16 protein-coding genes are annotated in these 18,258 nt (G+C 48.6%); 11 read left to right on the top strand and 5 right to left on the bottom strand.

Annotation, left to right across the window (positions count from 1 at the left end):
• Positions 1–12 precede the first annotated feature (12 nt).
• The gene (locus ABJO30_11955) at positions 13–1,770 is read right to left on the bottom strand and encodes a tetratricopeptide repeat protein (protein ID MEP3233533.1); all 1,758 of its coding nucleotides are present in this window, start codon (positions 1,768–1,770) and stop codon (positions 13–15) included.
• A gap of 125 nt (positions 1,771–1,895) precedes the next feature.
• Positions 1,896–2,912 carry a polyprenyl synthetase family protein gene (locus ABJO30_11950; protein MEP3233532.1) on the bottom strand — a complete coding sequence of 339 codons (1,017 nt, stop codon included), beginning with the start codon at positions 2,910–2,912 and terminating at the stop codon, positions 1,896–1,898.
• Positions 2,913–3,088: 176 nt separating this feature from the next.
• Between ABJO30_11950 and ABJO30_11945 the strand changes: the two genes are divergently transcribed.
• The 11 genes from ABJO30_11945 (at position 3,089) to ABJO30_11895 (ending at position 16,304) form a co-directional block, all read left to right on the top strand.
• Positions 3,089–3,319 carry a DUF2007 domain-containing protein gene (locus ABJO30_11945; protein ID MEP3233531.1) on the top strand — a complete coding sequence of 77 codons (231 nt, stop codon included), beginning with the start codon at positions 3,089–3,091 and terminating at the stop codon, positions 3,317–3,319.
• 7 nt (positions 3,320–3,326) lie between these two features.
• Complete coding sequence (locus ABJO30_11940) at positions 3,327–4,127, top strand: methyltransferase (protein ID MEP3233530.1); 801 nt, start codon at positions 3,327–3,329, stop codon at positions 4,125–4,127.
• A gap of 60 nt (positions 4,128–4,187) precedes the next feature.
• On the top strand, positions 4,188–5,054 hold the full coding sequence (locus ABJO30_11935; GenBank protein ID MEP3233529.1) for a S49 family peptidase: 867 nt from the start codon (positions 4,188–4,190) through the stop codon (positions 5,052–5,054).
• A gap of 5 nt (positions 5,055–5,059) precedes the next feature.
• Positions 5,060–5,266, top strand: a complete 207-nt coding sequence (locus tag ABJO30_11930; GenBank protein MEP3233528.1) for a hypothetical protein — start codon at positions 5,060–5,062, stop codon at positions 5,264–5,266.
• Positions 5,267–5,354: 88 nt separating this feature from the next.
• Positions 5,355–6,302, top strand: a complete 948-nt coding sequence (locus ABJO30_11925) for a glycine--tRNA ligase subunit alpha (GenBank protein MEP3233527.1) — start codon at positions 5,355–5,357, stop codon at positions 6,300–6,302.
• A 126-nt stretch (positions 6,303–6,428) separates the two neighbouring features.
• Positions 6,429–8,090 (top strand): hypothetical protein, encoded by a 1,662-nt coding sequence (locus ABJO30_11920; GenBank protein ID MEP3233526.1) that lies wholly within the window; start codon positions 6,429–6,431, stop codon positions 8,088–8,090.
• A 49-nt stretch (positions 8,091–8,139) separates the two neighbouring features.
• The gene (locus ABJO30_11915) at positions 8,140–8,388 is read left to right on the top strand and encodes a CDGSH iron-sulfur domain-containing protein (protein MEP3233525.1); all 249 of its coding nucleotides are present in this window, start codon (positions 8,140–8,142) and stop codon (positions 8,386–8,388) included.
• Positions 8,389–8,535: 147 nt separating this feature from the next.
• A complete protein-coding gene (gene glyS / locus ABJO30_11910) occupies positions 8,536–10,584 on the top strand; it encodes a glycine--tRNA ligase subunit beta (protein MEP3233524.1) in 2,049 nt (682 codons plus the stop codon).
• A 150-nt stretch (positions 10,585–10,734) separates the two neighbouring features.
• Positions 10,735–13,305 carry a putative PEP-binding protein gene (locus ABJO30_11905; protein ID MEP3233523.1) on the top strand — a complete coding sequence of 857 codons (2,571 nt, stop codon included), beginning with the start codon at positions 10,735–10,737 and terminating at the stop codon, positions 13,303–13,305.
• Positions 13,306–13,529: 224 nt separating this feature from the next.
• Positions 13,530–14,942, top strand: a complete 1,413-nt coding sequence (locus ABJO30_11900) for a cell wall hydrolase (protein MEP3233522.1) — start codon at positions 13,530–13,532, stop codon at positions 14,940–14,942.
• A gap of 150 nt (positions 14,943–15,092) precedes the next feature.
• Positions 15,093–16,304, top strand: coding sequence for an MFS transporter (locus ABJO30_11895; GenBank protein ID MEP3233521.1), 1,212 nt, complete (start codon positions 15,093–15,095; stop codon positions 16,302–16,304).
• Here the strand turns inward: ABJO30_11895 and ABJO30_11890 are convergent.
• From ABJO30_11890 to ABJO30_11880, 3 genes are read right to left on the bottom strand one after another with little or no spacing between them, the layout of a single operon-like run.
• Positions 16,301–16,813, bottom strand: a complete 513-nt coding sequence (locus tag ABJO30_11890; protein ID MEP3233520.1) for a tyrosine protein phosphatase — start codon at positions 16,811–16,813, stop codon at positions 16,301–16,303. The two genes, ABJO30_11895 and ABJO30_11890, sit on opposite strands and share 4 nt — an antisense overlap.
• 1 nt (position 16,814) lies before the next feature.
• Positions 16,815–17,429, bottom strand: coding sequence for an HD family hydrolase (locus ABJO30_11885; GenBank protein ID MEP3233519.1), 615 nt, complete (start codon positions 17,427–17,429; stop codon positions 16,815–16,817).
• A gap of 9 nt (positions 17,430–17,438) precedes the next feature.
• A complete protein-coding gene (locus ABJO30_11880) occupies positions 17,439–18,254 on the bottom strand; it encodes a folate-binding protein (protein ID MEP3233518.1) in 816 nt (271 codons plus the stop codon).
• Positions 18,255–18,258 lie beyond the last annotated feature (4 nt).

Genomic DNA, 18,258 nt, shown 5'->3' with positions numbered 1-18,258 from the left:
AGGCGCCCAGTATCAACCGTCGCTTTCGACGTATTGTCCCGTTTCGATCTTCTTCACAATCGTATCGCGATACTTTTCATCTGGATCAAGATCACGAGCATGGCGCCACTGGAACTGTGCCTCAAGCTTGCGTCCAACATGCCAATAAGCATCACCCAAGTGATCATTCAAGATCGGGTCTTGTGGGCGAAGTTGAACGGCGCGTTCGAGGCTTTTTACAGCTTCATCATAGTTTTTGAGCTTGTAATGCGCCCAACCAAGGCTATCGATGATGAAAGGGTCTTGCGGGCGAAGTTCAACCGCTTTCTCAATCATCTTCAGCGCTTCTTCGTATTTCATGCCAAGATCAATCAGCGAGTAACCGAGGTAGTTGAGAACTTGCGGCTCGTCAGGCGAAAGCTTCAGCGCCATTCTAAAATCAGTTTCGGCTTCGGTCCACCGATCCGTGCGTTCATTGGTGATGCCGCGTGAATAGTACAACGACCAGTTTGCATTGGTCGGCTCACCTTCAATTTTCGAAATAGCATCAGAGTAAGTCGTGCGTGCTTCCTCAAAAAGATCATGCGAGCGAAGAATGTTGCCATAGGATGTGATTGTGGTGATGTCGTTTGGATCACTCGCAATCAAGTCCTTCATGATGCCGCGTGCATCATCTAGTTTCTCAAGCGAATTGTAAGCAAAGGCTGCACGCAAACGAGCGTTTTGGAAGTGGATCGAATCTTTTTTGATCCCTTCGTAGCTCTCAATTGCCTTGCTGTAGCGTTCGTCATTTTCAAGTAGATTACCTAGTAATAGGCGTGGCAGTGGATTTTCTGGATCAACATAAGAGGCAAGGTTCATGAAGATATAAGAGACTTCGGTGTTGTCATCTGTTCCGATGATTGAACCGATACCGTAAAGCACTTCCATTGCACCAATTAGGGCTGTTGAAACGTGGGCCGCTGGTTTTTTGCCGTCAGCAACTTCTGCGACCAATGCCTTCACGCTGCTTCGATTTGGAAGGCGCTCTACTAAGCGGTCAAGGTTTTCTTTGCCCTCTGCTTCCATCCCATTGCGGTATTGAAAACGTGTAATGGCTTCAATTTTGCGAACCAGATTAGGATCAGCTTTGTTTGCTTCATCGTATAGCTTTGCGGCCTCTTCAATCTTCCCTCCGTTTTCAGCGATGAGTGCTGAGTGGAAAAGGGTATGAGGTGTGAACGCTTCATTGCTATCGAGTTTACCCAAAAGCTCCAGCGCCGCATCGTGCTGGCCGTCGGCTGCTAAAGCCCAAGCATGTAACAAACCGCCGGTTAGTTCTGCCAAGGGGCCATCTGTCATCTGCTCAAAGGCATTGATCGCCTTTTTGTAGGATTTAGACCGAAGCGATGTGACGCCCAGTGCCATGTGAGCGAACCAATTGTCTCCGTCACGGTCCAAAATGTTGGAACTAATCGAAATCGCGCCATTGATGTCTCCGTCTACAAGACGAAGAAAAAAGGCGCGTTCAATCAAGGACTGGTTGCCGGGGTCTGCTTTCAGCGCTTCATCGTAATAAAGAGAAGCGGCCGTAATGTCTTTGGCGCGGTTGGCTGTCAGAGCTGCCAGATAGCTGCCTGACAATGATAATGGATAACCACGTTCCGCCAAATCTTCCTTAAGTTCAGCCGACGCAAAAGCTTGAGTATTTCCAACGGTTACAAGGCCCGTAAGTGCTAAACCAGCAATCAACATTTTTGCATGGTTTTGGTATTTTTGGAAATAAGGCTGAACCTTAGAATTGGACGTCATGTAACCCACCTATTTAGCTATAGATGCAACATGGCGCTTTCAGCAGAATGTTTCAATATCTAGGGCAGTAAATTTAATCGATTAGAGCGTTTATACGGATCAAATTACCGTTTGTTAAAGGTCAATCAATAAGCGCGGCTAATACAGAAGTCTACGGCTTGTAAAAGTGCTGTTTTGTGTGGCGAATCAGGGAATGGTGCCAAGGCATCGCGGGCTACAGTGCCGTAATGTCTTGCGCGGTCCAAAGTGTCTGAAATTGTGCCGTAGCTATTCAAAAGATCAATGGCTTTATCAAGATCACCGTCTTCGATTTTGCCTTCTTCCATGGCACGACGCCAGAATTCACGCTCTTCATCCGTGCCGCGTCTATAGGCCAACACGACTGGCAGTGTAATTTTGCCTTCGCGGAAATCGTCACCGACATCTTTGCCAAGGTCTTTGGAGTTGCCGCCATAATCAAGCGCGTCATCAATCATTTGGAAGGCAAGGCCGAGATTGGTGCCATAAGATCGGAATGCTGCTTGATCAGCTTTCGTGCCATCGGCGACCACAGGGCCAACTTCTGCCGCAGCAGAAAAGAGAGCCGCGGTTTTCGCGCGGATTACGGCAAGGTATTCGTCTTCTGTCGTTGCCATGTTTTTGGCTGCAGAAAGTTGAAGCACTTCGCCTTCAGCAATAACGGTTGATGCAGCAGATAGAATGTCGAGCGCTTCCATTGAGCCAACTTCCACCATCATGCGGAAGGCTTGGCCAAGCAGATAATCGCCCACAAGAACGCTTGCTTGGTTGCCCCATAACATCCGTGCAGCAAGCTTGCCGCGACGCATATCACTTTCATCGACAACATCATCATGCAAAAGGGTTGCTGTGTGCATAAATTCGACACTGGCTGCGAGCTTTACGTGGCCGTCACCCTCATAGCCACACATTTGTGCAGCAGCGATGGTCAGCATTGGGCGCAAGCGTTTGCCGCCTGAAGAAATAAGGTGGCGTGCAATTTCAGGGATGAGCTCAACATGCGAGCCAGCTTTCGACAGGATTAGCGAATTAACGCCTTCCATATCGTCGCGAACCAAATCCAAAAGCGCATCAAGTGATGCTTTCTTTTTACCGGAATCCTCGAGAGGAACAACTACACCCACAGGGCAACTCCTTTAAACAAAAGTGCGCGCACCATAATGTCGAACGAAACACACGGCAAGTGCCCACACCCCTACCATGAATAAATAGTGCTACCACATCAACTAATTGGGTATTATATCTACCAAATAAGAGTGAAAAACCGTCGTGTCGATGGTTTTAACGAAAGGGTACTTTCTTGAAGCTGCTTCTAAAAACCAACGATCCTGTGGTGATTTCATTTGTTGAGGCGCTGATGAAGGAAAGTGAGATTGATTATCTCGTGCTTGATCAGCACATGAGCATTGTTGAAGGTTCGCTCGGCGTGATACCGCGCCGCATTCTTGTAAAAGACGAATTTCACCTTAGCGCACGGCAAATTTTAAAAGACGCTGATCTTGGTCATGAACTCGCCGATGAAGTAGGTTAACTCAATTATGGGTGATAAATCTCCCTCGTATGATCGCCATTTTGTACTTGGCGGCAAGGTCGTTTTGCATCAACAAACCGGCGGCGCTCATAAAGCAGGCCTTGATGCGGTTATGCTGGCTGCCAGCGTTCAAGACGGTGGCAAGTCTCAAAAGCGGATCGTTGATTTAGGCGCGGGTGTTGGCACGGCTGGTTTATGTGTTTTGAACCGTTTGCCTGCTGCGTCTGCCATCTTAGTGGAAAATGACCCAATCACACTAGAACTTGCAAATGCCACATTGAACGATCCTGATAATCATTGGCTCAACGGTCGTGCCTCTACGCTAAAGGCAGATGTTACTCTGCGCGGTGATGCAAGGCTGGAGGCGGGGTTGAGCCTCAATATGGCTGATCATGTTATCATGAACCCACCATATTATGACGCTGCTCAGGTGCGAACGTCAGACAATGCGGCCCGACAAGCAGCGCATGTCTTGGCAGACGATGGTTTGGAACCTTGGTTTCGAACAGCAGCTGCGATTTTGGTGTCAGGTGGCATGTTGTCGGTTATTTTTCCAACCGCCAGTCTTTCCAATCTTCTGTCATTGATGGAAGGGCGATTTGGCGGCATTTCAGTTTTTCCGCTTTATAAAGGCGCAGGCGAAGATGCGACGCGTGTGATTGTTTGCGGTCAAAAGGGCAGTCGTGCGCCGATGCGTTTGCTTTCAGGTCTTGTACTTCATCAAGCGCAAAAGGGCGATGTTTCGCGGCGTGAGTGGACAGATGAAGCAAATGCGGTCTTGAATGGTGAGGCGGGTTTGGTCATATAAGTGAACAAGGCAGTTTATGCTGCCCTATTTGAAACTATTAAAGTGAGATGCATGTCTAAGATCGTTGATATTATCCGCCCTATTTTGCCGAAGAAATTCCGCGATAAGCCTGTTGTCATCCCCACCGTACGTCTATCCGGTGCGATCATGGCAAGTCAGGGCATGCGTCCGACACTTTCGATTGCAACCGCTGCTGGCAGGCTCAAAAAAGCATTCAGCGTCAAAGAGGCACCAGCTGTGGCGATTGTTATCAATTCTCCAGGCGGCTCGCCCGTTCAGGCCAATCTAATCTACAAACGCATTCGCGCATTAGCGGAAGAAAACGACAAAAAGGTTATTGTCGCTGTTGAAGATGTAGCAGCATCCGGCGGCTATATGATTGCGCTTGCAGGCGATGAGATCATTGCGGACCCATCCTCAATTGTCGGCTCAATCGGCGTTATTTCAGCAGGCTTTGGTTACGTCGATTTGCTTGAGAAGCTAGGTGTCGAACGTCGCGTTTATACCGCTGGCACCAATAAGATGATCCTTGATCCATTCCAGCCAGAAAAGAAATCAGACATTCAATATCTGCGCAGCATTCAAAACGAAATCCACGATACCTTCGTTGATATGGTCAAAGACCGACGTGGCGATGTGATCAGCGGCGATGAGAAGGAAGTATTCTCAGGACGTTTTTGGACAGCAACGACAGGGCAATCCCTCGGCTTGGTAGACCGTATTGGCGATATCCGTTCCATCGTGAAAGAACGCTACGGCGAAAAAACACAGCTTAAAGTAATTGGCGCTGGTGGTGGCTTGTTCAAGCGTGCACCATCAAATGGTGTATCCATGCCCAATGATATGAGTGCTATCGGTGCAGGCTTTGCAGACCACATGGTAACACAAGCAGAAGAACGGGCCCTTTGGGCGCGCTACGGATTGTAGTCTAGATGCCTTTTGGAATAGTCCTCATTCTCATTGCTGCCATTGGATTTTACGCCTTTAAGAAGCTGCGTCAGGAATTGGTGCGCCTTGATGAGGAAGACACCAAGCGCGCTCAACTTGCCAAAACACAAAAACGCACTAAGCAGCAAAACAAATCAGACACGTTAAAACGTGACCCTAAAACAGGCGTCTACCGGCTTGATGATGATTAAGCGAGCGCTGCCTCTTGCCTTTTCAAGGTTGGCTGTGCTTTAGCAAGCGGTAAGTAACGTCAAAGACTTTCTAGCGGGAAATTGATCCATGTCAGAACAACCAGCCCACCTCAAACCTGAAAATTCGTTTCAGGGGCTGATTTTAGCACTTCACAATTATTGGGCGGATTATGGCTGTGTCATTCTCCAGCCTTATGACATGGAAGTTGGAGCGGGTACTTTTCACCCAGCAACGACACTGCGCGCGTTAGGGCCGAAGCATTGGCGGGCAGCATATGTTCAACCATCACGCCGTCCGACAGATGGGCGCTATGGTGAAAACCCGAACCGTTTGCAGCATTATTATCAATACCAAGTGTTGTTGAAGCCGTCGCCACCAGATTTGCAAGAACTCTATCTTGGCAGTCTTCGCGCCATCGGCATCGATCCGCTTCTGCATGATATTCGTTTTGTGGAAGATGACTGGGAAAGCCCAACGCTCGGCGCTTGGGGTCTTGGTTGGGAGTGCTGGTGCGATGGTATGGAAGTCTCGCAGTTCACTTACTTCCAACAGGTTTGCGGCATCGAATGTTCTCCCGTTGCAGGCGAATTGACCTATGGTCTCGAACGTCTCGCTATGTATGTGCAGGGTGTTGAAAATGTTTATGACCTCAACTTCAACGGCTTAGAAGGCGACGATAAAGTCACCTATGGCGAGGTATTCTTGCAAGCAGAGCAAGAGTATTCACGTCACAATTTTGAATATGCAAACACAGACGCACTGTTCCAGCATTTCAAAGATAGCGAAGCAGAATGTGAAGCATTGTTGGCAGCAGGCGAGGCTGCACGCGGCAACCCATCTGAGGTGCATAAATGCGTTCTTCCCGCTTACGACCAATGCATCAAAGCGTCACACTCGTTCAATTTGTTGGATGCACGCGGTGTTATCTCCGTGACTGAACGGCAAAGTTATATCTTGCGTGTGCGCAACCTTTCTAAAGCATGCGGCGAAGCATTTTTGCACACTGAAGCTGGCGGCTTTGTGGCAGCTAAATAATTTCACCAATTTCGCGCCTTAAGTGGTTGCGAAGAATGGTTAATAAGGGATAACATTCAGAAACGATCAAGTGCGTGCGGCAATATGTAGAGCGAATAGGGAGATGCCTGTGAGGGCATACAGCTTATGAATTTGCGAACGGCGTCTTTGTTATGTGAACGTTTCTTGTCCTGCGTCGGTGAAGGAGGCTTGATCGACCAATTGGGCGATGTCCTTGCCAAAGGTAGCGCTTTAAGCGACGCCACTATTGATGGTGGTGAAGCGTCTCAAGATACCATTGATGAACTTTCATCTGCCGCCAAGAAAGCGCTTTGCTCTTATGACAAAAGCCTTTTTGTCGATCCGGCAATGAAGATTTTTCCAGAATACAACCAGCTCGGTTTTGCCAGCATCATGAGTGGTGATTTTGAGAAGTGCCTCAAATCTATGTGCGATGCCGATGGCAGTGGCGATGATTTTTCTGCAAACCTCGTGCGAATTGGCCGCGAAGGGGAAGGGATCTCTGAGCTGACAGATGAGGTCGAAAGACTGATGGCCGTTGCCAATTATTTTGGCGTTGAGAGCCGTGATGATTTTGAATCGGATGCAATTGCCGTTATTCAAATGCCTGAGGGTGAAGCTGGCGAAGATGCAGGTGGCAATGTTGATGCCTTTGTTGAACGCATGCAGTCCTTCCAATCAATCGTTGAATTTTGCGGTGTAAGTGATGAGACCGGCGCGAACATTCGTATGATTGCGGCTGACGATGCGCTTGTTGTGGCTGACCTGTCATCTGAGGGCGCGCATAAGCTGCAAAATATTATCAGCGACGTTAAATCTGCAAAATCAGATATTGCTGAGATCGAAAACGCGAGCGAACGCCTCAAAAATGTTGGTGTGAGTGATAAGGTTATTGATTTACTGGGTGAGGAAACGGGCCTTATTCGTAGTTTTGACGAGAGCAAAGCAGGAAGCTTTATCAAGTCGCTCTTAAATGGCGAAAACCGCGTCACGAGTAAGTGGATGGCTAACGCAGTGATGGGGTTGCTTGATAGCGGCGTTAGGATTGATAGCGTGGCGTTGAAACCTCAAGAGGACGATGAAGCGATTGCGGTCGCTGATGAGGCAGCAGATGAGGTTGATGAAACCATTGCTGTGGTAGATGAAGCGGCTTTCGAGGTTGATGAAACCGTTGCTGTAGCGGATGAAGCGGCTGTTGAGGTTGATGAAACCATTGATGTGGCGGATGAAGCGGCTGTCGAGGCTGATGAAACCGTTGCTGTGGCGGATGAAATGGCGGTTGTTGCCGATGCGTTAGAAGCTTTGGATGATGAAGCCGCAACAGGTGAAGCAACCGACGAGGACGCATCAGATCAAGCTGGCGAAACCAACGATGCATCAAGCGCCACGACGATCCCTGGTGCTGCAGCACTTGCCAACGCAAATTCCTTTGCCGCTAAAAATGGGATGGGAATGGCAGCATCTGCCGTTGAAGATGTTACGCAAAAAGCTTCCAATTTGGCTGAAGAGGCCAATGACAAAGTATCCTCTTTAAAAGAGGAAGCTTCTAATCTTGCAGATCATGCGAGTGAACAAGTTGAAGAGACAATTGCAGCTGCAGGCGATGCCGTATCGACAGCCACTGAGCGGGCGTCAACAGTTGTTGATAAGGCGAAAGAAGCTGTTGGCAATAGCGTCGATGAGACTTTGGAAAATGCTGAAACAAAATCCGAAGCCGAAATGAATGCAGCCCGCGCCGGTAAGAAAAACTTGCGCTCAATTTGGGAAACATTTTCGGGGCGTTCTTAATTTTAGCTCTTGTTTTGAGAGTGTTTGGATCAACGAGAGGTAAACCACTATGTCGGACGATATGAAACCAGTAGTCGCAGCCAAAGAGCCCTTTGCCGTGGAAGTGGAAGAAGGTAAGAAATATTTTTGGTGCACATGTGGTCTTTCGACCAAGCAGCCTTTTTGTGATGGCAGCCATAAAGAGACAAGCTTCGCGCCCTTGGTGTGGGAGGCTGATAGCAGCGGCACAAAATATTTTTGTGGTTGTAAAGCAACGAAGCGCCAACCATTTTGCGATGGTTCCCACAGTAAACTTTAGTGATTAGAGCGATGCGGGGTCCGGAATAGGCGCTTGGGCGCCTTTTTCTTTTGTCTTTCTCTCAATCGGGCGCTCACACGGGATGACATTTCGCTCATTCATTGCTAAACGCTGTCTCACCTTTCCATTCAAGAATTTAGACCTGATATGCCAGACTTATTGTTAGAACTCTTCTCGGAAGAAATTCCAGCGCGGATGCAACGAAAAGCAGCCGGTGATTTACGTAAGATGATCACCGACGGCTTGGTGGATGCGGGTCTGACCTATGAAGGTGCAAAAGAGTTTTGGACGCCCCGCCGTTTGACCCTTTCTGTGAATGGCTTGACCAAGCGCTCCGCTGATATTCGCGAAGAGCGCAAAGGTCCACGCACCGACGCGCCGGAAAAAGCGCTTGCTGGTTTTCTGCGCGGTGCGGGTCTTTCCTCCATTGATGAGGCCGAAGTTAAAAACGATCCGAAGAAGGGCGATTTCTACGTCGCCGTCATCAACAAGCCGGGTCGTGATGCAGAAGACATTTTGCAAGACCTCGTGCCAGACATCGTCAAGAAGTTTCCGTGGCCAAAATCTATGCGTTGGGGCAAAGCCTCTAGCCAAGCGGGTGCCATGCGTTGGGTGCGTCCGTTGCAATCAATCCTTTGTACCTTCGGTCCAGAGACTGAAGACCCTGAAGTGATTACGTTCGACATTGAAGGCGTACCATCTGGCAATAAAACCCGTGGCCACCGCTTCCATGCACCAGACGAAATCGCGGTTCGCCGCTTGCACGACTATATGGCGGAACTTGAAAAAGCCAATGTGGTGCTAGACCCAGAACGTCGTAAAGACATCATCCTTCACGACGCCAAAGACCTAGCCTTTGCACAAGGGTTAGAGCTTGTAGAAGATGCAGGGCTTTTAGAAGAAGTTTCCGGTTTGGTTGAATGGCCTGTTGTTTTAATGGGTGAGTTTGATGAGGAATTTCTCAACATCCCGCCTGAAGTGATCCAGCTCACCATTCGCGTGAACCAGAAGTGTTTCGTGCTGAAAGATCAAAAGACTGGCAAGCTGACCAACAAGTTCATTTTGGTGTCCAACATCCAGCCAAACGACGGCGGTGTTGAAGTTGCCAAAGGCAATGGCCGTGTGGTGCGGGCGCGTTTGTCTGATGCGAAATTCTTCTGGGAAACAGATTTGAACGTGTCGCTTGAAGAGCGTGCGAAGAAACTCAAAATCGTAACCTTCCACGAAAAGCTTGGCAGCCAAGCAGACCGTGTTGAACGCATCAAGAAGCTTGCTGTTCAATTGAGCGAGAAGACAGGGGCGGATGCTTCATTGTGCGAGCGTGCCGCCAGTCTTTGCAAAGCCGACTTGATGACTGAAATGGTCTACGAATTCCCTGAGCTTCAAGGCTTGATGGGCCGCTATTATGCAGAGATTGCAGGGGAAAATGCTTCTGTGGTGACTGCGATGGAAGATCACTATAAGCCGCAGGGCCCAAGTGATGATGTGCCAACTGATAAGGTGGCTGCCACAATCGCGCTGGCTGATAAGCTTGATACGTTGATGGGCTTCTGGTCGATAGATGAAAAGCCGACGGGGTCAAAAGACCCTTATGCACTTCGTCGCGCCGCCCTCGGTGTGATCCGCATTATTTTGCAAAATGATTTCCGCTTGGCGTTGAAATCAGAAGGTGTCAGCGATGACCTCCTTTCATTCTTCCACGACCGCCTCAAAGTGTTTTTGCGCGATCAAGATGCACGCCATGACTTGATTGACGCTGTCATTACCTCTGACGCCGATGATCTCCTAATGATTGCGCGTCGCGTGGAAGCCCTGACTGCTTTCCTCAATACTGATGACGGCCAAAACTTGTTGGCGGGCTATAAGCGTTCAACTAATATTTTGGCAGCGGAAGAGAAGAAGGGTGCGACGGTTGGTTCTTCAATTGATGCAAGCCTGCTCGTTCTCCCAGAAGAAAAAGCACTGGCTGAAGCCATCGACCAAGCCTCGACAAAAGCAGAAGCTGCTGTGGCCGCTGAAGACTTTGGCGCGGCCATGCAGGCTGTGTCGATTATTCGTGGTCCAATTGATGCGTTCTTTGATGGCGTGTTGGTGAATGATGATGATCCAAACATTCGCGCCAACCGCCTAGCGCTTTTAGCAAAAATCAGATCAGCGACATCGCTCGTTGCAGATTTCACCCGCATTGAGGGCTAAATCTGTAACGGTTTATTGGTATTGATAAAAATACCATATTGCGGCGCAATATAAGAAGTAGCCAAATTCGTACTTGTATGACCAAATAGGGATGACTTAGGTTCACCCTTAGGTTGGATTTATGAGGTTTGTCGAGGAGGCAGCGTTTTAATGTCTGTAGACGTTATCGGTTTTGGACAATCGCGAAGCAGCAAAACATCGCTTGCAGCTGAGTGCTATGGCGCGAAGTCTGAGCGATTGGCTGCGATGGCTTCTGCTGGTTTACGCGTGGCTCCATCGTTTGCATTGCCGATTTTGGCGTATTCGCAGAACTCGAATGATAAGGGTGAATTATCGACGTCGTTTCAGGTTGAAATCTCGCGCGGTGTGCGTGGCCTTCAACGCACCACCCGCAAATGGCTAGGTGAAAAGGAAAACCCTCTTATCTTAGCTGTGCGGGTTAGTCCTGTTGTGGCGCAAGCAGGGTTTGGCCTTCATATATTGCATGTTGGTTGGACATTAGACGCTATTGAATATTTAGCGGATGAAGGTGACAAGCAGTACGCATCACGACAATTTGCCAGTACCATTCGGGAAATCGCAACACAGTCTTTTGGCGTTGATGAAAGTCTGTTTGACGACAAGCTAGATATTGCCGAACAAGCAGGTGACGTGGATTGGTATGGTCTTTTGAAGGCCTATCTGGAAATCGCCAAGCGAGAAACTGATGATGCCTTGCCGCTCAATCCGTCCGATCAGCTTTTGTTGACGGTCTTGTTGATGTGGAAATCATGGAATAAGACACGCGCCCAAACCTATCGACAACTTTATAACATCGAAGATACTGGCGGGCTTGGTGTCGTTATCCAAGTATGTGTGCCGTGGAATGGTGTGCAACCAACGGCGACTGGTTGGATTGCTGCTCGCGATGAGAATACTGGCGAACGGTGTCTCGAGGGTCAGATATTTGAACATAATGGTTCAAGTCAGCCGATCCCGATTGCAGAGCGCAAATCTGACGCGGTGATAAAAGACATCATCGGGCAGGCAATTTCTTGGGAAGTGAAAAGCGCCAAGGCTGAGCGGTTAGATTTCATTATCGCAAACGACGAGGCCTATATTGTTGATGGCACTTCACTGCCTTTGACAACGGCGGCAGAGGTAACTTTTGTTGTTGAAATGGTGAGAGCAGGAGAGATCAGCAAAGAAGAAGCTGTCCAACGCATTGAGCCTGATCGTTTGATTGATATTCTTCACGCCCGCTTGGATGTTGGACAAGAATTGAAAGAATTGGCCCATGGCCTATCTGCTTCACCAGGGGCTGCAACAGGACGGGCCGTATTTTCTGCCAGTGCTGCAGAAGCGCTTAAGTCAAAAGGTTGGCAGGTAATCTTGGTGCGGGCAGAAACCACGCCGGAAGATATTCGTGGCATGCAAGCCTCATCCGCCATCGTAACAACCAAAGGCGGCCTGACCAGCCACGCTGCCGTGATCGCTCGCGGCACAGGTAAGCCCTGCATCGTAAGCATGTCGGGTATTATGGTGGATGAAGAAGCTAAGAGCTTCCAAGTTGATGGTAAGATCTATCAAGAAGGCGATCATGTTACAGTCGATGGCTCCACGGGCATGATGTATGACGGCAAATGCCAATTGCGCCCGTCTGAAGTATCTGGTGATTTGTCTACCTTGCTTGAATGGGCTGATGAATTTAGACGCATGAAGGTGCTGACCAATGTAGAAAGCCCCGGTGATGCGGAGGTTGCTGTGCGTTTCGGTGCTGAGGGTATCGGGCTATGTCGCACAGAGCATATGTTGTTTGAGCCAGATAGATTAGCGGCAATGCGTCAGGTTATCTTAGCAACGGATGATCGCACCCGCCTTTTAGGTGTCGCAAAATTGGTGCCGTTGCTGCGGCAAGATTTTGTCCACCTGTTCGAAGTTATGCGCGAGCGACCAACAACCATTCGTTTGTTTGACCCGCCGCTTCACGAGTTTTTGCCAAAAACAAAAGCGGATATAAAAAAGCTCGCCAAAACATTGGACCTTAAAGCCAGTGATTTGGAATTCACGATAGATGAGTTGAGTGAAACAAATCCGATGCTTGGCAATCGCGGTTGTCGTTTGTTGATTTGTAATCCTGAACTTGCCAAAACGCTGGTTGAGGTGATTTTTGAGGCAGCCATCGAAATCAATCGCAAATATGACATTGATGTAAAACCGGAGATCATGGTGCCCTTGGTGGCCTTGAACCGTGAGTTTATTGCAATCAGTCGGTTGATTGATGATGCGGCGCAAATTGTGGAGCATAAGCACGACTATTCGCTTCATTATAAGGTCGGCTCCATGATCGAATTGCCGCGCGCGGCAATGATTGCAGACCGAATTGCCTCAGAAGCAGATTTCTTTTCATTCGGCACAAATGATCTGACCCAAACCACCTTTGGTATTTCGCGAGACGATGCCGTTGCCTTTTTGACCACCTATGAGCAAATGGGTTTGATGGACAAAGACCCCTTCGTCACCATCGATGAAGAGGGCGTTGGAGCCGTCATTGAGATGACAACCATCAAAGGGCGTGAGGCCAACCCACATCTTCAAATTGGTATTTGCGGAGAGCATGGCGGCGATCCATCGTCGATCCATTTTTGTGAACGTTTAGCATTAGATTATGTTTCCTGTTCACCATTTCGGGTGCCAATCGCACGGCTTGCAGCAGCACAAGCGACACTTTCTTCGCGCTAAGACTTTGTTCACCACGTCAATAAGAATTTTTTGAAAATCGGCGGATTTACGCCGATTTTGTTAAAATTTTAGCGAATTTACTCTGTACTAGGTATCAAATATATCGCCGTTCTTTAGTTAGAATGGCTGAAATTCGAGCCTGTTAACTGTTGATTTAGGTTAATCGACGATAACTGACGATAGAAATACAAGTTTGTATCTGTATCGAGTTGTGAGTAAGTGTTGTGTCGCGTAAAAATCTAACCGCCCAGTTAAGTTCTGCTGCCATGTGTGGTGCTGCCGTTTTGGCGCTCACTGTCGCTTTCCCAAATAGCATTGATTTTCAAGATGTAAGTGCCTTCGCCGGTAAGAAGCTTGGCGAAGATCGCTGGCTTGCATCCATTGTTACAAGTCCGGCTGCTCTTGGACGTGATTTCGTGAAGCGCAAAGGCGCGTCACCTATGATCATGGATGAGAACGGTGTTTTGCTTAAAGGCATGGACATTGGTTCTGGTAAGAGCTTCAAAGGCTATGCCTTCGCACCAACGCCCGCAATTGCAAAGATAGTTTCAAAAGAGCCTTCGGTTCAAGCTGCTAAGGGTGATTTGCCCGTTGGTAAATATGGTCGCAAAGCTGGATCATTGTCTGCTGGCGTTATGTTTGATGGCAGTTCTATTCTTAGCGCGCCTAATGCTCAGCTTTGGCCAACAGTTGCCTTTGTTTCACCAACACCAGCGCCAGTCGCTACGCCTGCAGCTGTGACAAAGATTGATCAGAAACAAGATCGGCCACGTCGCAAAGTGCTGGTTGCCAAAAAAGAGGCAGCGCCTGCAGCAAAATCAGCGCCGTTAGCTCTTATTCCAGAAGCAGCGATTGCTGCCATTCAAAATGATGCAGCAGAACAGGCAAATATTGAGATCGATACAACTGTAACGGCATCAATACCGCAGGTTGCTCAGGTTCAAACTGGTTATGCTGCGAAAACAAACGACCCACGCGCTGTTTTTGAAGCAGTGCTTGCACGCCGCGACGGTAAACACGCCGTATTGCCGGTTGCACCAAATGGTCAAGTTAAAGTTGTTGAACCACAACAACAGGCAATCTTAACGCCAGTTTATGAAGGTTTTGCGGATGTTCCAGTTCCAAGATTGAAGCCGGAAGTCGCAGAAAGTCTTGAACCGCAAAAGAGAAAATCTGGCAAGAAATTGCATTTTTGGGCAGGCTTTAAATTGCCAGGCTCTGTCTACCGCAAGAACCAACAGCGTTGTCTTGCAGCGGGCATTTATTTTGAATCACGCGGTGAAATCGAAAAGGGGCAGGCAGCTGTCGCTCAAGTGATCTTGAACCGCGTGAAAGCACCAGCTTATCCAAACACGATCTGCGGTGTGGTTTATCAAAACAAACATTGGCGCAATCGTTGCCAGTTCTCATTTGCCTGTGATGGTATTTATGACCGCGTCAATGACAAGAAGTCTTGGAAGACAGCGGTTAGAATTGCCCGTGATGTATCAAAAGGCAAAATTTATCTCGATGAAGTAGCGGATTCTACCCATTATCACGCAACTTACGTCAGTCCAAAGTGGGGGCGTACTATGAAAGTCCTAACCCGCATTGGTGTCCATATCTTCTACCGCACTAAAAACGGTGGTTGGTCTTAGACCGATTAAGATGTAAATCCTCCAGATTACATTTATATGGTCACACCTTCGGGTGTGGCCATTTTCATTTTTGATGGGCTCATCAAAAATAATCAATTGAAACCTCCTCCTTGGTCGCCCACTATTCAATCCGATTCATAAGGGGGCATCATGCCACACGCTAAAACCAATCTATCCGTTCCATTCATTGTTGCATGCGGTTGCCTCATTGCTATTTTGACCTTTGGTCCACGCTCTACGATGGGCTTTTTCGTCACGCCGATGACGGAGACAAATGATTGGAGCCGCGAAGTGTTCGCGCTTGCTATCGCCATTCAAAATCTTGTTTGGGGTTTAGCGCAGCCGTTTGTTGGTATGCTTGCAGATAAATATGGCACTTGGAAAACGCTGAGCGTTGGCGCGGTTCTTTATGTTGTTGGCCTTGTTTTAATGGCGACAACAACAGACCCGCTGACACTGCAAATGACAGCGGGCGTTTTGGTTGGCTTGGGTGTTGCAGGTTCTGCTTTTTTCCTCGTGCTCGCAGCCTTCGCGCGTATTGTGCCAGAACAACATCGGACTCTTGTGTTCGGTCTAGGAACGGCGGCGGGCTCTGCGGGGCAGTTCATTTTTGCGCCTTTAGGCCAGAATTTCGTATCAGCATATGGCTTTGAATTTACGCTGTTGTTTATGGCGTGCCTTGTGGCCTTGGTGCCGCTTTTAGCAATTCCATTAAAGGGCAAACCAAAAGCGCAGGCTGAACCAGGCCGTGCGGATCAAACAATCAAACAAGCGCTAGCTGAAGCGTTTAATCATCCATCTTACTGGTTGCTTACGATTGGGTTTTTCGTTTGCGGTTTCCATGTGGCCTTCATCACGGTGCATATGCCCCCCTTCATTGAAGACCTTGGTCTTGATCCAAAATGGGGTGGTTATTCCATTGCAATGATTGGGTTCTTCAACATTATTGGTGCGCTTACGGCTGGCATGGTTTCAGCGAAATTACCGATGCGCTTTGTGTTGACCTTCATCTATATCGCGCGTGCAATTGTGATCTCTATCTTCATTGTGTTGCCCGTAACATCGACGACGATCATTCTATTTTCGGGTGCAATGGGCTTGTTATGGCTTTCCACTATCCCGCCAACGCAAGGGCTTGTGGCAGCCATGTTCGGCACTCGGTATATGGCGATGTTGTTTGGCGTTGTCTTCTTGTCCCACCAGTTAGGGTCCTTTTCAGGCATCTGGTTAGGCGGTCGCATTTTTGATGAGACAGGGTCTTATGACGGTATTTGGTATATCGGCATTGCGCTTGGTGTTCTTGCTGCGATCTTGCATTGGCCGATCAAAGAAGCACGGGTTGGTGAGCCTGCTAGCGCTTAGTGAACGGGAAGCGCGAAGGGCACGCCTTCCCATGTCTCCGCACCGCGCCCCATCTCGTCGATTGCTAAAATCATTCGTCTGTCACGGCCCAATATTTCATCGGCAAAGTGAATGAGCCGCATGTTGGGTGTTGCCTCTGGTGAGGCGGCACGTAGTTCTTTGGCAAGCTCATACTCGTCAGCATCAGGCATCAATGCGCATTGGGCGATGTAAGCACCTGCCGTTGAGCGCGAAACACCCATCCAACAATGAACAACAAGCGGAGCTGCTTGATCCCACTTGGAAACAAAATCGATCAGCTGTTGAGCATGGGTTTTTTCTGGCGGCGTGAAGCCTGGTGTTTCTTCGACGATATCATTGAAGCCCAAAAACAATCGGTTCTCCAACGGGATGCTTAAAGGGTAGGGCACTTCCATATTAGCATTGATCAGGCTCGCCACATGTTTCGCGCCTGATTTATTGATTGTCTCAACCAATCGCGAGAGCGGACAAACGTGAATTTCTGCCATGTTAAAGCGCCTTTTCTAGAGCTTCAAACCGTTCAACAAAAGCGCGTTGTGCGTCTGCTGTAGAAAGCGGTGTTACATCAAAATCTGTAAGTGGATGCAGTTTCGGTGTGCCGAAAATTTGTTCCGCTTCTGCTTCATCAAACCCAGCCAAGTGAATTGCCTCCAAATAAGCCGATGCTTTGTCTGCCTGTTTGATCAAGCGCAGTTTCGATTTAGGCACATCTACGGGCAAAGAAAACCGCATGTGAATAGCATTGGTGAGGCGGTCTTCCACATCACGATAATTACCACCCATCACAGATTTAAATGGAGAGATCATATCGCCAATCACATATTCAGGCGCATCATGCAAAAGGGCGATCAATTGCATTTCGGCGCTAAGCGATGGTTCCATCGCAAGTGCAATATCAAGCACAAGGATTGAATGTTGCGCGACAGAATAGGCGTGCTTGCCTTGGGTCTGACCGTTCCAGCGGGCAACCCGCGCTAATCCATGGGCAATGTCTGATATCTCAACATCAAGCGGAGATGGGTCAAGTAGGTTTAACCGTCTACCAGACAGCATACGTTGCCATGCACGAGGTTGGGTCTTTGGCGTTTGGGTGGGTTTGGACATAGGGCGGCTTTAAGTGTTCTTGTTTTGAAATTCAGTAAAGTAAGAAGGGACGAAAGCCTCAGTACTTTGTCCGTCAACGGTGAGGGGATCTGTTGCCCCTTCCAATTTGTCTGCGCGCAATAACGCCAATGTCGAATTGCCAAATGTTGTCCCTGTGGTGCCAACAGCTTTATCGCCGAGCATAACCGTCTCATCGCTCTTAAGTGGGGTGGCGCTTTTCAAAATGAAGAAGCGTTTGCGAGCGGTGCTTCGGTGTTGCACACGCGAGACGACTTCTTGCCCGACATAACATCCTTTTTTAAAATCCACACCGCGCAAAGCATCCATCATTGCGTCATGTGGGAAGACATCATCAAAGGCGAAATCTTTTCCGGCCTCTGGAATTCCGAGCGCAATGCGGTGGGCATGATATTCATCAGGGGAAGCATTTTGCTCAGCAGAACCTTCCAACACTTGGCGTGCGCCAAGTACCTCACTACGTGCATCATAATCACCAGACGATGCGTCATCTCCCCAAGAAACAGCAATGTCATATTGATCACTGACATCAGCAATGTCAGCTTTTGCACGCAGCTTGTACATTTTCATACGCTTGAGAAAATCCGCTGCACGGCTGGCATCCATGTCGATCAGAATTGCATGGTCGCGTTTGTGTAAAAAGAAATCGAATTGAATTTTACCCTGCGGCGCAAGCAGCGCACCAAATACATTGGGTGATGTTTCAAGTCGATCTAGGTCAACAGTCACAAGCCCTTGCAACAAGGTGATACGATCCTCGCCCGTCAAAGACAAAACAGCGCGGTCAGACAGAATGGTTTTTGGCATTCTC

Source organism: Hyphomicrobiales bacterium (assembly GCA_039973685.1).
In the GTDB taxonomy this organism is placed as follows: Bacteria; Pseudomonadota; Alphaproteobacteria; order Rhizobiales; family JACESI01; genus JACESI01.
The sequence above is the reverse complement of the archived record's forward strand: the minus strand, read 5'-3'. Positions and strand labels throughout refer to the sequence as shown.

Bases quoted from the DNA above. Each gene is read 5' to 3' on its own strand.
- ABJO30_11885 (MEP3233519.1), bottom strand. From the start codon at position 17,429: ATGTCCAAACCCACCCAAACGCCAAAGACCCAACCTCGTGCATGGCAA.
- ABJO30_11925 (MEP3233527.1), top strand. From the start codon at position 5,355: ATGTCAGAACAACCAGCCCACCTCAAACCTGAAAATTCGTTTCAGGGG.
- ABJO30_11940 (MEP3233530.1), top strand. From the start codon at position 3,327: ATGGGTGATAAATCTCCCTCGTATGATCGCCATTTTGTACTTGGCGGC.
- ABJO30_11915 (MEP3233525.1), top strand. From the start codon at position 8,140: ATGTCGGACGATATGAAACCAGTAGTCGCAGCCAAAGAGCCCTTTGCC.
- glyS (MEP3233524.1), top strand. From the start codon at position 8,536: ATGCCAGACTTATTGTTAGAACTCTTCTCGGAAGAAATTCCAGCGCGG.
- ABJO30_11955 (MEP3233533.1), bottom strand. From the start codon at position 1,770: ATGACGTCCAATTCTAAGGTTCAGCCTTATTTCCAAAAATACCAAAAC.
- ABJO30_11930 (MEP3233528.1), top strand. From the start codon at position 5,060: ATGCCTTTTGGAATAGTCCTCATTCTCATTGCTGCCATTGGATTTTAC.
- ABJO30_11895 (MEP3233521.1), top strand. From the start codon at position 15,093: ATGCCACACGCTAAAACCAATCTATCCGTTCCATTCATTGTTGCATGC.
- ABJO30_11880 (MEP3233518.1), bottom strand. From the start codon at position 18,254: ATGCCAAAAACCATTCTGTCTGACCGCGCTGTTTTGTCTTTGACGGGC.
- ABJO30_11905 (MEP3233523.1), top strand. From the start codon at position 10,735: ATGTCTGTAGACGTTATCGGTTTTGGACAATCGCGAAGCAGCAAAACA.
- ABJO30_11920 (MEP3233526.1), top strand. From the start codon at position 6,429: ATGAATTTGCGAACGGCGTCTTTGTTATGTGAACGTTTCTTGTCCTGC.
- ABJO30_11890 (MEP3233520.1), bottom strand. From the start codon at position 16,813: ATGGCAGAAATTCACGTTTGTCCGCTCTCGCGATTGGTTGAGACAATC.